The organism is uncultured Sphaerotilus sp. (assembly GCF_963924895.1).
Taxonomy (GTDB): Bacteria; Pseudomonadota; Gammaproteobacteria; order Burkholderiales; family Burkholderiaceae_C; genus Sphaerotilus.
The window spans coordinates 128,650-139,947 of sequence record NZ_CAWURG010000045.1; the positions used below are offsets into that span (position 1 = coordinate 128,650).

16 protein-coding genes are annotated in these 11,298 nt (G+C 67.8%); 12 read left to right on the forward strand and 4 right to left on the reverse strand.

Annotated elements, in window-relative coordinates; all coding sequences use genetic code 11:
• Positions 1-2 precede the first annotated feature (2 nt).
• The gene (locus AABN02_RS17035) at positions 3-1,493 is read right to left on the reverse strand and encodes a deoxyribodipyrimidine photo-lyase (protein ID WP_338416098.1); all 1,491 of its coding nucleotides are present in this window, start codon (positions 1,491-1,493) and stop codon (positions 3-5) included.
• Between the two features lie 35 nt (positions 1,494-1,528).
• Here AABN02_RS17035 and AABN02_RS17040 point away from each other — a divergent pair, with 35 nt between their 5' ends.
• The 12 genes from AABN02_RS17040 (at position 1,529) to AABN02_RS17095 (ending at position 9,082) form a co-directional block, all read left to right on the forward strand.
• Positions 1,529-2,110, forward strand: coding sequence for a YqgE/AlgH family protein (locus AABN02_RS17040; RefSeq protein WP_338416099.1), 582 nt, complete (start codon positions 1,529-1,531; stop codon positions 2,108-2,110).
• A complete protein-coding gene (gene ruvX, locus AABN02_RS17045; protein WP_338416100.1) occupies positions 2,107-2,559 on the forward strand; it encodes a Holliday junction resolvase RuvX in 453 nt (150 codons plus the stop codon). Before AABN02_RS17040 ends, ruvX begins: the two co-directional genes overlap by 4 nt.
• A complete protein-coding gene (gene pyrR / locus AABN02_RS17050) occupies positions 2,556-3,065 on the forward strand; it encodes a bifunctional pyr operon transcriptional regulator/uracil phosphoribosyltransferase PyrR (protein ID WP_338416101.1) in 510 nt (169 codons plus the stop codon). The genes ruvX and pyrR overlap by 4 nt, the downstream gene beginning before the upstream one ends.
• Positions 3,065-4,027: an aspartate carbamoyltransferase catalytic subunit gene (locus tag AABN02_RS17055; protein ID WP_338416102.1), complete on the forward strand. Its 963-nt coding sequence runs from the start codon at positions 3,065-3,067 to the stop codon at positions 4,025-4,027. Before pyrR ends, AABN02_RS17055 begins: the two co-directional genes overlap by 1 nt.
• A complete protein-coding gene (locus AABN02_RS17060) occupies positions 4,024-5,331 on the forward strand; it encodes a dihydroorotase (RefSeq protein ID WP_338416103.1) in 1,308 nt (435 codons plus the stop codon). The genes AABN02_RS17055 and AABN02_RS17060 overlap by 4 nt, the downstream gene beginning before the upstream one ends.
• Positions 5,331-6,092: a lysophospholipid acyltransferase family protein gene (locus tag AABN02_RS17065; protein WP_338416104.1), complete on the forward strand. Its 762-nt coding sequence runs from the start codon at positions 5,331-5,333 to the stop codon at positions 6,090-6,092. The genes AABN02_RS17060 and AABN02_RS17065 overlap by 1 nt, the downstream gene beginning before the upstream one ends.
• Before the next feature lie 54 nt (positions 6,093-6,146).
• The gene (locus AABN02_RS17070; protein ID WP_338416105.1) at positions 6,147-6,470 is read left to right on the forward strand and encodes a DUF1840 domain-containing protein; all 324 of its coding nucleotides are present in this window, start codon (positions 6,147-6,149) and stop codon (positions 6,468-6,470) included.
• 36 nt (positions 6,471-6,506) lie between these two features.
• Entirely contained in the window at positions 6,507-7,142 is a 636-nt protein-coding gene (locus tag AABN02_RS17075) for a YbhB/YbcL family Raf kinase inhibitor-like protein (RefSeq protein ID WP_338416106.1), read from the forward strand.
• Positions 7,143-7,146: 4 nt separating this feature from the next.
• Positions 7,147-7,839 carry a histidine phosphatase family protein gene (locus tag AABN02_RS17080; protein ID WP_338416107.1) on the forward strand — a complete coding sequence of 231 codons (693 nt, stop codon included), beginning with the start codon at positions 7,147-7,149 and terminating at the stop codon, positions 7,837-7,839.
• A 60-nt stretch (positions 7,840-7,899) separates the two neighbouring features.
• Positions 7,900-8,142 (forward strand): hypothetical protein, encoded by a 243-nt coding sequence (locus tag AABN02_RS17085; protein WP_338416108.1) that lies wholly within the window; start codon positions 7,900-7,902, stop codon positions 8,140-8,142.
• A complete protein-coding gene (locus AABN02_RS17090; protein WP_338416109.1) occupies positions 8,139-8,540 on the forward strand; it encodes a type II toxin-antitoxin system VapC family toxin in 402 nt (133 codons plus the stop codon). The genes AABN02_RS17085 and AABN02_RS17090 overlap by 4 nt, the downstream gene beginning before the upstream one ends.
• Positions 8,541-8,665: 125 nt before the next feature.
• The gene (locus AABN02_RS17095) at positions 8,666-9,082 is read left to right on the forward strand and encodes a DUF1877 family protein (RefSeq protein ID WP_338416110.1); all 417 of its coding nucleotides are present in this window, start codon (positions 8,666-8,668) and stop codon (positions 9,080-9,082) included.
• Here AABN02_RS17095 and ruvB read toward each other — a convergent pair whose 3' ends face one another.
• The 3 genes from ruvB to ruvC are packed head-to-tail and all read right to left on the reverse strand — an operon-like array spanning position 9,083 to position 11,266.
• Entirely contained in the window at positions 9,083-10,132 is a 1,050-nt protein-coding gene (gene ruvB, locus AABN02_RS17100) for a Holliday junction branch migration DNA helicase RuvB (protein WP_338416111.1), read from the reverse strand.
• Between the two features lie 4 nt (positions 10,133-10,136).
• Positions 10,137-10,748 carry a Holliday junction branch migration protein RuvA gene (gene ruvA, locus AABN02_RS17105; protein ID WP_338416112.1) on the reverse strand — a complete coding sequence of 204 codons (612 nt, stop codon included), beginning with the start codon at positions 10,746-10,748 and terminating at the stop codon, positions 10,137-10,139.
• Positions 10,745-11,266, reverse strand: coding sequence for a crossover junction endodeoxyribonuclease RuvC (gene ruvC, locus AABN02_RS17110; RefSeq protein ID WP_338416113.1), 522 nt, complete (start codon positions 11,264-11,266; stop codon positions 10,745-10,747). The genes ruvA and ruvC overlap by 4 nt, the downstream gene beginning before the upstream one ends.
• Between the last annotated feature and the right edge of the window lie 32 nt (positions 11,267-11,298).

Sequence of the window (11,298 nt, forward strand, 5' to 3'; positions counted from 1 at the left end):
GCTCAGGTTTTCAGCGCGGCTTTCTTGAGGGCGTCGAACCGCTCCAGCGTCTTCGCCCGCGCCTCTTCGTGCACGACCACCGGCGCCGGATAGGTTGTCCCCAGCTCCACCCCCGCCGCCAGCCGCTCCATCGGCTTGGCCTCCCAGGGCGCGTGGATCTCGTCGTCGTTCAATCCCGCGATCTCCGGCACGTAGCGGCGGATGAAGCGCCCGGCCGGGTCGAACTTCCGGCTCTGCGTCATCGGATTGAAGATGCGGAAATACGGTTGCGCATCGCAGCCGGTCGAGGCCGCCCACTGCCAGCCGCCGTTGTTGGCGGCCAGGTCGAAGTCGTTGAGGTGCAGCGCGAAATACGCCTCGCCCCGCCGCCAGTCGATGCCGAGGTGTTTCGTGAGGAAACTCGCCGCGACCATGCGCAGCCGGTTGTGCATGTAGCCGGTCTGGTTGAGCTGGCGCATCGCGGCGTCCACGAGGGGGTAGCCGGTGCGGCCTTCGCACCAGGCGGTGAACAGCGCGTCGGCGTGTTTGCCGTGGTCCCATTTCACCGCGTCGTAGTCGGGCTTGAAGCAGTGGCCGACCACGCGCGGGTGGTGGTGCAGGATCTGGAAATAGAAATCGCGCCAGATCAGCTCCGACAGCCAGACCTCGGCCCCCCGCGAGCCGCCGACCATGCGCTCGTGCGCCAGTCGGGCGAGCTGGCGGATCGAGACGGTGCCGAAGCGCAGGTGCACGCTCAGGTAGCTCGGGCCTTTCACGGCGGGGAAGTTCCGGGTGTCCTCGTAGTGGTCGATGCGCTCCAGGAAGTCGAGCAGCAGGTGCGCGCCGCCGCTGGCCCCCGGGTGCAGCCGGGTGGCCATGTCGGTGGGCAGGAAATCCAGGTCCGACAGCCGCGGCAGGCCCCGGTCCAGCGCCGCGGGTGGTTGGGCCAGTGCGTGGGCATGGCGCTCGATCGGGTAGGCCGTGAGGTAGAACGGATCGAGCTTCTTCAGCCAGGCGTTCTTGTAGGGCGTGAAGACCGAGAAGGGCGTGCCCCCGGCGGTCATCACCTCCTCGTGCTCGAAGATGACCTGGTCCTTCCAGCTCAGGAAGGAGATGCCAGCGTCCGCCAGCGCGCCGCGCACCTTGGCATCGCGTGCCACCGCGGCCGGCTCGTAGTCGCGGCTGACGTGCACGGCTTGCACGTGCAGCGCGCGCGCCAGCACCGGAATCTCGGTGCGCGGATCGCCATGGCGCACCAGCAGGCCGCCGCCGCGCTCGCGCAGCAGCCGGTCCAGTTCTTCCACGCCGTGCCAGAGGAACTCGACGCGCCGGTCCGCGCGGGGCAGGGCGTCGAGGATGGTCGTGTCGAAGATGAAGACGCACCAGACCTGCCGCGCGTGGCGCAGGGCGCGGTGCAGCGCGGCGTGGTCGTCGAGGCGCAGGTCGCGGCGGAACCAGACCAGGGCGCGGTCCACGGGGTCCAGGCGGGGTGGGGGCGGGAGCAGGCTGTGCATGTCCGCCAGTTTGCGCGATCGGTACAATCCGCGCCATGTCCGCCCTTGGCAGTATCAACCTCACCAACCAGTTCCTGATCGCCATGCCCGGCATGGCGGACGACAGCTTTGCTGGCTCCGTCGTCTACCTGTGCGAGCACACCGAACGCGGTGCGCTGGGCCTGGTGATCAACAAACCGATCGACATCACGGTCAGCAACCTGTTCGAGCGGGTGGACATGACGCTCGACCGCCCGGACCTGGCCGACACGCCGGTCTACTACGGCGGCCCGGTGCAGACCGAACGCGGTTTCGTGCTCCACGACCGCCAGGCCGACGACCACGCGCCCTACACCTCTTCACTCTCGGTGCCCGGCGGACTGGCGATGACGACCAGCCGCGACGTGCTCGAAGCGCTGTCGGGCGGCGAAGGTCCGAAGCGGGTGCTCATCACGCTGGGCTATGCCGGTTGGGGTGCCGGGCAGCTCGAAGACGAGATGGCGCGCAACGGCTGGCTCAATGTCGACGCCGATCCCGCCGTCATCTTCGACACGCCGGTCGAGCAGCGCTACCAGCGCGCGCTGGCGCTGCTGGGGGTCGATCCGGCGATGCTGTCGCAAGACGCGGGACACGCATGACCGCGGCGGACACCCCGCCCGCGCGCACACCGCCGCTGCCGCCGTCCTGCCCGCACCAGACGTTTCTCGCCTTCGACTACGGGTTCAAGCGCACCGGCGTGGCCAGCGGCAACCGCCTGCTCGGCCACGGCACGCCGCTGACGACGGTCACGGCCGAGGGCGACGCCCGCTTCGTGAAGATCGCCGCGCTGATCCAGGAGTGGCAGCCGGACGCGCTGGTGGTGGGCATCCCCTTCCACCCGGACGGGGCCGCCCACGACAATACCCGCCGCGCGCAGCGCTTTGCCCGGCAACTGCAGGGACGTTTCCGCCTGCCGGTGTTCGAGGTGGACGAGCGCTACAGCACCACCGAGGTGCTGGCGGGCGGTGCGCGCGATGCCGACGCGGCGGCGGCGGCCCTGTTGCTCACGCAATATCTGGACGAACAAGAACGAAAGGAACCCCGATGAGTCTGCACCTTGACGCCGAGGCGCTCTACACCGAGCTGCTGGCCGGTGTGCGTGGCCTGATCGTGCCCGATGTGGTGCTGGTGGGCGTGTGGTCGGGCGGCGCCTGGCTGGCCGAGCGCCTGCAGCGCGACCTGGGCCTGGCCACCCCGCACGGCGTGATCTCCAGCACCATGCACCGCGACGACTTCGGCTCGCGCGGCCTGGGCTCGACCACCGATGCGACCAACCTGCCGTTCTCGGTGGACGGCCGCCCGATCGTGCTGATCGACGATGTGCTCTATACCGGGCGCACCATCCGCGCCGTCATCAACGAGCTGTTCGACTTCGGCCGCCCGGCCTCGGTGCAGCTCGCGGTGCTGGTCGACCGCGGTGGTCGCCAGCTGCCGATCCAACCGGCGTTTGCCGCGGCGCGTCTGGCGCTGCCGGCCACGCAGCAGCTGGCACTGGACCGCGATGACGCCGGTCGTTTCCGCTTCACCGTCCAAGATGCCCAGGAGGCCCGCTGATGCTGTCGCGCCGCAACCCCCAGCTCAACAAGCACGGCGAGCTGATCCACCTGCTGTCGATCGAAGGCCTGCCCAAGGCGGTGCTGCACCACATCCTCGACACGGCGAGCACCTTCCTCTCGGTCAGTGACCGGGAAGTGAAGAAGGTGCCGCTGCTGCGCGGCAAGTCGGTGTTCAACCTGTTCTTCGAGAACTCGACCCGCACCCGCACCACCTTCGAGATCGCCGCCAAGCGCCTGAGCGCCGACGTGATCAACCTGGACATCGCCAAGTCCAGCGCGGCCAAGGGCGAGAGCCTGCTCGACACCATCGCCAACCTGTCCGCGATGCACGCCGACATGTTCGTGGTCCGCCACAGCGAGTCGGGCGCGCCTTACCTGATCGCGCAGCACTGCGCCCCGCATGTCCACGTCGTCAATGCCGGCGACGGCCGCCACGCGCACCCCACGCAGGGGCTGCTCGACATGTACACGATCCGCCACTACAAGAAGGACTTCACCAAGCTGCGGGTGGCCATCGTCGGCGACATCGTGCACAGCCGCGTGGCGCGCTCGGACATCCATGCGCTGACCACGCTGGGCGTGCCGGAAATCCGCGCCGTCGGGCCGAAGACGCTGGTGCCGGGCGACCTGCGCGAGATGGGCGTGCGCGTCTGCCACGACATGGCCGAGGGCATCAAGGACGCCGACGTCATCATCATGCTGCGCCTGCAGAACGAGCGCATGACCGGCGCGATGCTGCCGAGCGCGGGCGAGTACTTCAAGAGCTACGGCCTGACCGAGGAGAAGCTCGCACTGGCCGCACCGGACGCGATCGTGATGCACCCGGGGCCGATCAACCGCGGCGTGGAAATCGACTCGTCGGTCGCCGACGGGCAGCACAGCGTGATCCTGCCGCAGGTGACCTTCGGCATCGCGGTGCGCATGGCGGTGATGTCGATCATCGCGGGGAACGAAGCATGAAGATCCTGATCAAGAACGGCCGCGTGATCGACCCGGCCTCCGGGCGCGACGAAGTCACCGAAGTGGCGATCGCCGCCGGCCGCATCGTCGGCATCGGCTGCACACCCACCGATTTCCACCCGAACCGCACGCTCGACGCCGCCGGCTGCATCGTCGCCCCCGGTCTGGTCGATCTGGCCGCGCGCCTGCGCGAGCCGGGCCAGGAGCAGAAGGGGATGCTGGAGAGCGAGCTGAACGCCGCCGCCGCCGGTGGTGTGACCAGCCTCGTCTGCCCGCCCGACACCGACCCGGCGCTCGACGAACCCGGCCTGGTCGAGATGCTCAAGTTCCGCGCCCGCAAGCTCAGCCTGTGCCGGCTGTTCCCGCTGGGCGCGCTGACCCGGGGCCTCAAGGGCGAGACGCTGACCGAGATGGTCGAGCTGACCGAGGCCGGCTGCGTCGGCTTCTCGCAGGCGGAAGTGGCGGTCAAGGACACGCTGGTGCTGCAACGCGCCATGCTCTACGCCTCGACCCACGGCTACACCGTCTGGCTGCGCCCGCAGGACTACTGGCTCGGCAAGGGCGTCGCGGCCAGCGGTGGTGTCGCCACGCGCATGGGCCTGTCCGGCGTGCCGGTGGCGGCCGAGACGATCGCGATGCACACGATCTTCGATCTGATGCGTTCCACGGGGGCGCGGGTCCACCTGTGCCGGCTGTCGAGCGCGGCCGGGGTCGAGCTGCTGCGCCGCGCCAAGGCGGAAGGCCTGCCGGTGACCGCGGACGTCAGCATCAACTCGCTGCACCTGACCGAGATCGACATCGGCTACTTCAACCCCGCGATGCGCCTGACGCCACCGCTGCGCCAGGGCCGCGACCGCGACGCGCTGCGCGCCGCGCTGGCCGACGGCACGATCGACGCGCTGGTCTCCGACCACACGCCGGTCGAGGGCGACGCCAAGACGCTGCCCTTCGCCGAGGCCGAGCCGGGCGCCACCGGGCTGGAGTTGCTGCTGAGCCTGGCGCTGAAGTGGGGCGCGGACGTGGGCCTGTCGCTGCCGGCGACGCTGGCGCGGGTCACCTCCGAGCCGGTGCGCGTGCTGGGCGATGCGCTGGGCTCGCTGTCGTCGAGCGCCGGCCGGCTGGTCGAGGGCGGCGTGGCCGATGTCTGCGTGTTCGACCCGGACGCCCTCTGGCCGGTCACGCCGGATGTTCTGCTCAGCCAGGGCAAGTACACGCCCTTCGCCTTCGCCGACACGGGGATGGCGCTGCCGGGCCGTGTGCGCACCACGCTCGTGGCCGGCACCGTCGCCCACGAGACGCGCTGATGCTCCTGCGCCGCGTGCGGGCGGTCTGGCGCCTTGGCCGGGTGGTCGTGCACATCCTGCACGGCGTCTGGGTGGCATGGCGCGAGTTCGATGGCGCCAGCGCCGCGCACCGCTGCGCCCGCATCCAGTGGTGGTCCGCCAAGCTGCTGGCGCTTCTCGGCATGCGCCTGCAGCCCATGGGGCGCTTCCAGCTTGGCCCGCAGCTGGTGGTCGCCAACCACGTCTCGTGGCTCGACATCGCCGCCGTGCACGCGGTCTGTCCGCAGGCGCGCTTCGTGTCCAAGTCCGACGTCAAGGCCTGGCCGGTGCTCGGCTGGCTGATCGGCGCGGCCGGCACGCTGTTCATCGAGCGCGAGAACAAGCGCGACGCGCTGCGCGTGGTGCACCAGTCGGCGCAGGCGCTGCGCGAGGGGGACACGGTCGCCGTCTTCCCCGAAGGCACGACCTCCGACGGCCGCCACCTGCTGCCCTTCCACGCCAACCTGCTGCAGGCGGCGGTCGCCACCGGCACGCCGCTGCAGCCGCTGGCGCTGCGATTCTCCGATCCGGACCATGCCGTCAGCCCGGCGGCGGCCTACATCGGCGACACGACGCTGGCCGAGAGCCTCTGGACCATCGTCTGCGCCGAGGGGCTGGTGGTGCACATCGACATCCTGCCGCAGCAGCCCGTCGACGGCCTCGACCGGCGCGCGCTGGGCGAGGCGGTGCGCACGCAGATCGCCGCCGCACTCGGCGTGTCCGCTGACAGCACAACACACTGAGCCTGCTGCACAATCGTTCCATCCCATCGAACCCGATGAAGCAGGAGGATTGCCATGCTGTACAAGTTCAAGTCCAAGGTCGAAGGTGACCTGATCATGACCGCCCCCGTTGGCGACCGCATCATGGCACTGGTGGGCCGCGAGCCGGCGGCGCAGGGCATCTTCCTGCCGGAACAGATGCCCGCCGCCATCGCCGCGCTGGAGCACGCCGTGGCCGATGAAGACCGCGCCCGCCGCACCGCCGAGGCCGACGCCGCCGCCGAGGGCCACACGATGCCCCCGCCCAAGGAAGTCAGCCTGCGCCAGCGCGCCTGGCCGTTCATCGAACTGCTCAAGCGCGCCCACGAGGCCGGCAAGGACATCGTCTGGGGCGTCTGACAACCCCGCATCCCCGCACTTCGAAGGAAACCCGACATGCAACTGCACAGCGACAGCCTGACCGATGGCGCCGCCATCCCCGCCCGTTTCTCCGCCGGCCGCCCGGACGCGGCGGCCGGCGTCACCTTCTCGGACAACGTCAGCCCGCATCTCGCCTGGAGCGACCTGCCCGCGGGCACGCGCTCGCTGGTGCTGATCTGCCACGACCCGGACGTGCCGAGCCGTGGCGACGACGTCAACCAGACCGACCGCGAAGTGCCGGCCGACCTGCCGCGGGTGGACTTCTTCCACTGGGTGATGGTCGACCTGCCGGCGACGCTGACCGGCGTGGCCGAGGGCGCGTTCAGCCAAGGGTTCACCACGCGCGGCAAGTCCGGCCCGGCCACGCTGCACGGCGCCCGCCACGGCCTGAACGACTACACCGGCTGGTTCGCCGGCAACCCCGACATGGCCGGCGACTACTTCGGCTATGACGGCCCCTTCCCGCCGTTCAACGACAGCCTGCTGCACCACTACGTGTTCACGCTCTACGCCACGGATCTGGACCGCTGCCCGGTCGAGGGTACGTTCACTGGGGCGCAGGTGCGCGCGGCGATCGACGGCCACGTGCTCGGCCAGGCCAGCCTCACCGGCAGCTACACGCTGAACCGTCGCCTCGGCGCGGGAGCCTGAACCGATGGGGCACGGCAGCAGCACCCGCATCCTGGCGATCCGCCATGGCGAAACGGCATGGAACGTCGACACCCGCATCCAGGGCCAGCTCGACATCCCGCTGAACGACACCGGCTTCTGGCAGGCCGAGCGCGTCGCCGACGCGCTGGCGGACGAAGACATCGCGGTGCTGTATGCCTCGGATCTGGTGCGCGCCGCCGAGACCGCCAACGCGATTTCGCGGCGCATCGGCCTGCCGGTGCTGCACGACGCCGGCCTGCGCGAGCGCAATTTCGGGCTGTTCCAGGGCCGTACCGTCGCCGAGGTCGAGGCAATTCACCCGGAGCTGGTCAAACGCTGGAAGTCCCGCGAGCCGGATTTCGAGCCGGAGGGCGCCGAGTCACTGCGCACCTTCTACGCCCGCTCGATCGACACCGCGCACCGGCTGGCCGCGGCGCACCCCGGGCAGACGGTGGTGATGGTCGCCCACGGCGGCGTGCTCGACTGCCTCTACCGCGCTGCCTGCGGGATGCCGATCGAGGCGCCGCGCACTTGGCAGCTCGGCAATGCGAGCATCAACCGGCTGCTGTTCACCGGCACGCGGCTGACGATGGTGGGGTGGGGGGATACGCAGCACCTGGAGGGGGCGGCGTTGGAAGAAAGCAGCGATGGCGGCATCGCTCGGCCCGGCGGGGTGGCTGCGCACGGATTGTCGTGACCGGGGTGATTCGAACTTGACAAGTTGACAAGTTCAAGGGGACGGGGTATTGTTTTCCCCATGAAAACCTTACCTGTCGGCGAAATCAAGGCCCAGTTCTCAGAAGTGCTGGAGAGGGTCCGGCTGGGTGAAACCTACGGCATCGTTTATGGCAAAAAGAAGCGTCCTGTTGCCATGATCGTTCCGTATGTGGACCCGGAGGAAAAGGCGCCCCGCAAGATCGGAGTGCTGGATGGCAAGAACGCCATCGTGTTCGCCGAAGACTTCAAAATGACCGAAAACGAGTTGATGGGCTTCAAGTGAAGTACTTGCTCGATACCCACACATTCCTGTGGACGATCTCAGGATCTGAAAAAATACCGGAGTACACCCGGGGCATCCTCTGCGACGCCGATAACGATGTCTATGTCAGTTCGGTTTCGTTGTGGGAGATCTCGATCAAGACAAGGTTGAAGAAACTGGACCTTGGCTCCATTGGTGTCGACGACCTGATCGGACTGTCAGAAGAAATGTCTTTTCAACTCATTGGGATGAGCCCGGAAGAGGCTGTCACCTATGGGCGCCTGGAAGAGGACAGCCATTTCGATCCATTTGACCGCATGCTGATCTGGCAGGCGCTTAACAGAAAAATGACCATGGTCAGCAAGGATGCTGCGTTCAGCAAATTTGTTCCGCACGGCTTGAAACTGCTCTGGAAATGAACCGGTGGTGCTGGATCCGGGCGCAGTTCAACAAAAAGCCGAGTATTCATGATGCGCCAGCCGTCTTTGCTGCTCTCCCATTCAGCTAGCATCTCTCCATTCAACTGAATGGGTGAGACTTCATCATGAGCATGGGTGGCGATTTTTACGCGCTTTCTGACGACCAACTGCAAAGAATGCTGGAGGGGTCGCTGGATTACGCTGAGTTTCTCTACGGAGAAATCGAAGAGAAACCCCGCGAGTGTTATTCGCGAGGCGAGCACCTCTGGTATGAATTGACGCGCCTGCTCCAGAACGAGGATGCCTGCGGGATGGAGCAGACGGACGCCATCCCCGAGTTTTCCGGGTATTCATTGTCGGGTGATGTCGCGTCCACGGCCAAGAGGCTGACCGCCCTCAGCGAGGACCAGATACGCCATCGTCACGACGATGAAAACATTGAGGCACCCATCGATGAAGTGCTTGAAATCATCAAGGGCGTGGTGGAATTCTATGAACGCGCTGCTGCCAACGGCGATGCGGTGCTGTTCCGCGTGACCTGATCATTCGCCGAACAGATCGCCCGCCGCGCCCAGCGCCCCCGCCTTCGCCGGCGGTGTGACCCCCAGATGCCGATACGCCGCCAGCGTCGCGATCCGCCCGCGCGGTGTGCGCTGCAGGTAACCCTGCTGGATCAGGTACGGCTCGATCACATCCTCGATCGTCCCCGAATCCTCGCCGATCGCTGCGGCGACGTTGTCCAGCCCGACCGGCCCGCCGTCGAACCGGTGCACGATCGCTTCGAGCACCTTGCGGTCCATCACGTCGAAGCCCTTCGGATCCACGTCCAGCATCGTCAGCGCCTTGTCGGCGATCAGCTTGACGATGCGCCCGTCGCCCTTGACCTCGGCGTAGTCGCGCACGCGGCGCAGCAGGCGGTTGGCGATGCGCGGGGTGCCGCGGGAACGGCGGGCCAGCTCCATCGCGCCTTCCGCGTCGATCGGCGCGCCCATCAGCCCGGCCGAGCGCGTGACGATGCGGCAGAGTTCCTCGGGGGTGTAGAACTCCAGTCGGGCGATGATGCCGAAGCGGTCGCGCAGCGGGTTGGTCAGCATGCCGGCGCGGGTGGTGGCGCCGACCAGCGTGAACGGCTGCAGGTCGAGCTTGATCGAGCGCGCCGCCGGGCCTTCGCCGATCATGATGTCGAGCTGATAGTCTTCCAGCGCGGGATACAGAATTTCCTCCACCACCGGACTCAGGCGGTGAATCTCGTCCACGAACAGCACGTCGTTCGGTTCGAGGTTGGTGAGAATCGCGGCGAGATCGCCGGGGCGCTCCAGCACCGGGCCGGAGGTGTGCTTGAGGTTGACGCCCATTTCGTGCGCGATGATGTGCGCGAGCGTGGTCTTGCCGAGGCCGGGCGGGCCGAAGATGAGCACATGGTCGAGTGCCTCGCCGCGCGCACGCGCGGCGCGGATGAAGATGTCCATCTGCTCGCGCACCGGCGCCTGGCCGACGTAATCGGCGAGCGTCTTGGGGCGGATGGCGCGATCCACGACGTCGTCGTCGCGCGCAGCGGCTTGGGGAGCGATCAGGCGGTCAGTCTCGATCATTAGATTATGCCTTCGCCATCGACTGCAACGCGCGGCGGATGAGTTGCTCGCTGCCGAGGCCGACAGCGTCGATGGCGAGCACCCTGCGGCTCGCCTCCTGCGGTTTGTAGCCGAGCGCGATCAGCGCGCGCACTGCGTCGCTGATGGGGTCGGGCTTCTCCGTCAGCGCTGCGCCCGGGAGCCCGCTTGAGGCGGGCGCAGGGGCGATGTGCCAGTCGCTCAGACGGTCGCGCATTTCGAGTATCAAACGCTCGGCGGTTTTTTTACCGATGCCGGGCAGGCGCGTGAGGCTGGCGCTGTCGTTGTCCTGCACGCAGCGCGCGAAGACTGTCACCGAGATGCCGGACAAAATGGCGAGCGCGACTTTTGCGCCGACACCGTTCACCTTGAGCAGGCTTCTGAAGAACGCGCGCTCGGCCTCGGTGGCAAAGCCGAACAGGAGATGCGCGTCGTCGCGCACCACGAGGTGCGTGTGCAGCACCACTTCTACTCCCACCGGCGGCAGTTCGTAAAAGGTGGACATCGGCGCTTCGATGTCATAGCCCACGCCCTGCACCTCCAGCGTGAGCTGCGGCGGTTGGCGGGTGAGCAGAATTCCGCGCAGGCGTCCGATCATCGGCGTGCTCCTGCGCGGTGTTGCGTGCCGCGCATCGCGTTTACGAGCGGCTGCTGATGGCCGTGGCACAGCGCGACGGCGAGCGCGTCGGCGGCGTCCGCCTGCGGTGTGCCGGGCAGCTTGAGCAGCGCGCGCACCATGTGCTGCACCTGCGCCTTGGCGGCATTGCCGCGTCCGGCCACGGCCTGCTTGATCTCCGCCGGGGTGTACTCGACGATCTCCAGCGCCTGCGTCACGCCGGCGCAGATCGCCGCGCCGCGCGCCTGGCCGAGCTTGAGCGCGGAGTCAGCGTTGCGGTGCATGAACACGCACTCGATCGCCATGATGGTGGGAGAGTAAGTGGTCACGAGTTCGGTCAGACTTTCGAAGATGACCTTCAGGCGCTCGGCGAGCGGGCCGTCGGGTAATCGCACGCAGCCGCTGGTGACGTAAACGGCGCGGCTACCTTCCACGTCGATGACGCCAAAGCCGGTGAGGCGCGAGCCGGGGTCGATACCAAGAATGCGCGTGCGTGTCACGCCAGGGTACCTCTAAAAATGCGTCTTTTGCT

Bases quoted from the DNA above. Each gene is read 5' to 3' on its own strand.
- AABN02_RS17075 (WP_338416106.1), top strand. From the start codon at position 6,507: ATGCAACTGCACAGCGACAGCCTGACCGATGGCGCCGCCATCCCCGCC.
- AABN02_RS17035 (WP_338416098.1), bottom strand. From the start codon at position 1,493: ATGCACAGCCTGCTCCCGCCCCCACCCCGCCTGGACCCCGTGGACCGC.
- AABN02_RS17085 (WP_338416108.1), top strand. From the start codon at position 7,900: ATGAAAACCTTACCTGTCGGCGAAATCAAGGCCCAGTTCTCAGAAGTG.
- AABN02_RS17095 (WP_338416110.1), top strand. From the start codon at position 8,666: ATGAGCATGGGTGGCGATTTTTACGCGCTTTCTGACGACCAACTGCAA.
- AABN02_RS17080 (WP_338416107.1), top strand. From the start codon at position 7,147: ATGGGGCACGGCAGCAGCACCCGCATCCTGGCGATCCGCCATGGCGAA.
- AABN02_RS17065 (WP_338416104.1), top strand. From the start codon at position 5,331: ATGCTCCTGCGCCGCGTGCGGGCGGTCTGGCGCCTTGGCCGGGTGGTC.
- AABN02_RS17040 (WP_338416099.1), top strand. From the start codon at position 1,529: ATGTCCGCCCTTGGCAGTATCAACCTCACCAACCAGTTCCTGATCGCC.
- AABN02_RS17060 (WP_338416103.1), top strand. From the start codon at position 4,024: ATGAAGATCCTGATCAAGAACGGCCGCGTGATCGACCCGGCCTCCGGG.
- ruvX (WP_338416100.1), top strand. From the start codon at position 2,107: ATGACCGCGGCGGACACCCCGCCCGCGCGCACACCGCCGCTGCCGCCG.
- AABN02_RS17070 (WP_338416105.1), top strand. From the start codon at position 6,147: ATGCTGTACAAGTTCAAGTCCAAGGTCGAAGGTGACCTGATCATGACC.
- ruvB (WP_338416111.1), bottom strand. From the start codon at position 10,132: ATGATCGAGACTGACCGCCTGATCGCTCCCCAAGCCGCTGCGCGCGAC.
- AABN02_RS17055 (WP_338416102.1), top strand. From the start codon at position 3,065: ATGCTGTCGCGCCGCAACCCCCAGCTCAACAAGCACGGCGAGCTGATC.
- pyrR (WP_338416101.1), top strand. From the start codon at position 2,556: ATGAGTCTGCACCTTGACGCCGAGGCGCTCTACACCGAGCTGCTGGCC.
- ruvA (WP_338416112.1), bottom strand. From the start codon at position 10,748: ATGATCGGACGCCTGCGCGGAATTCTGCTCACCCGCCAACCGCCGCAG.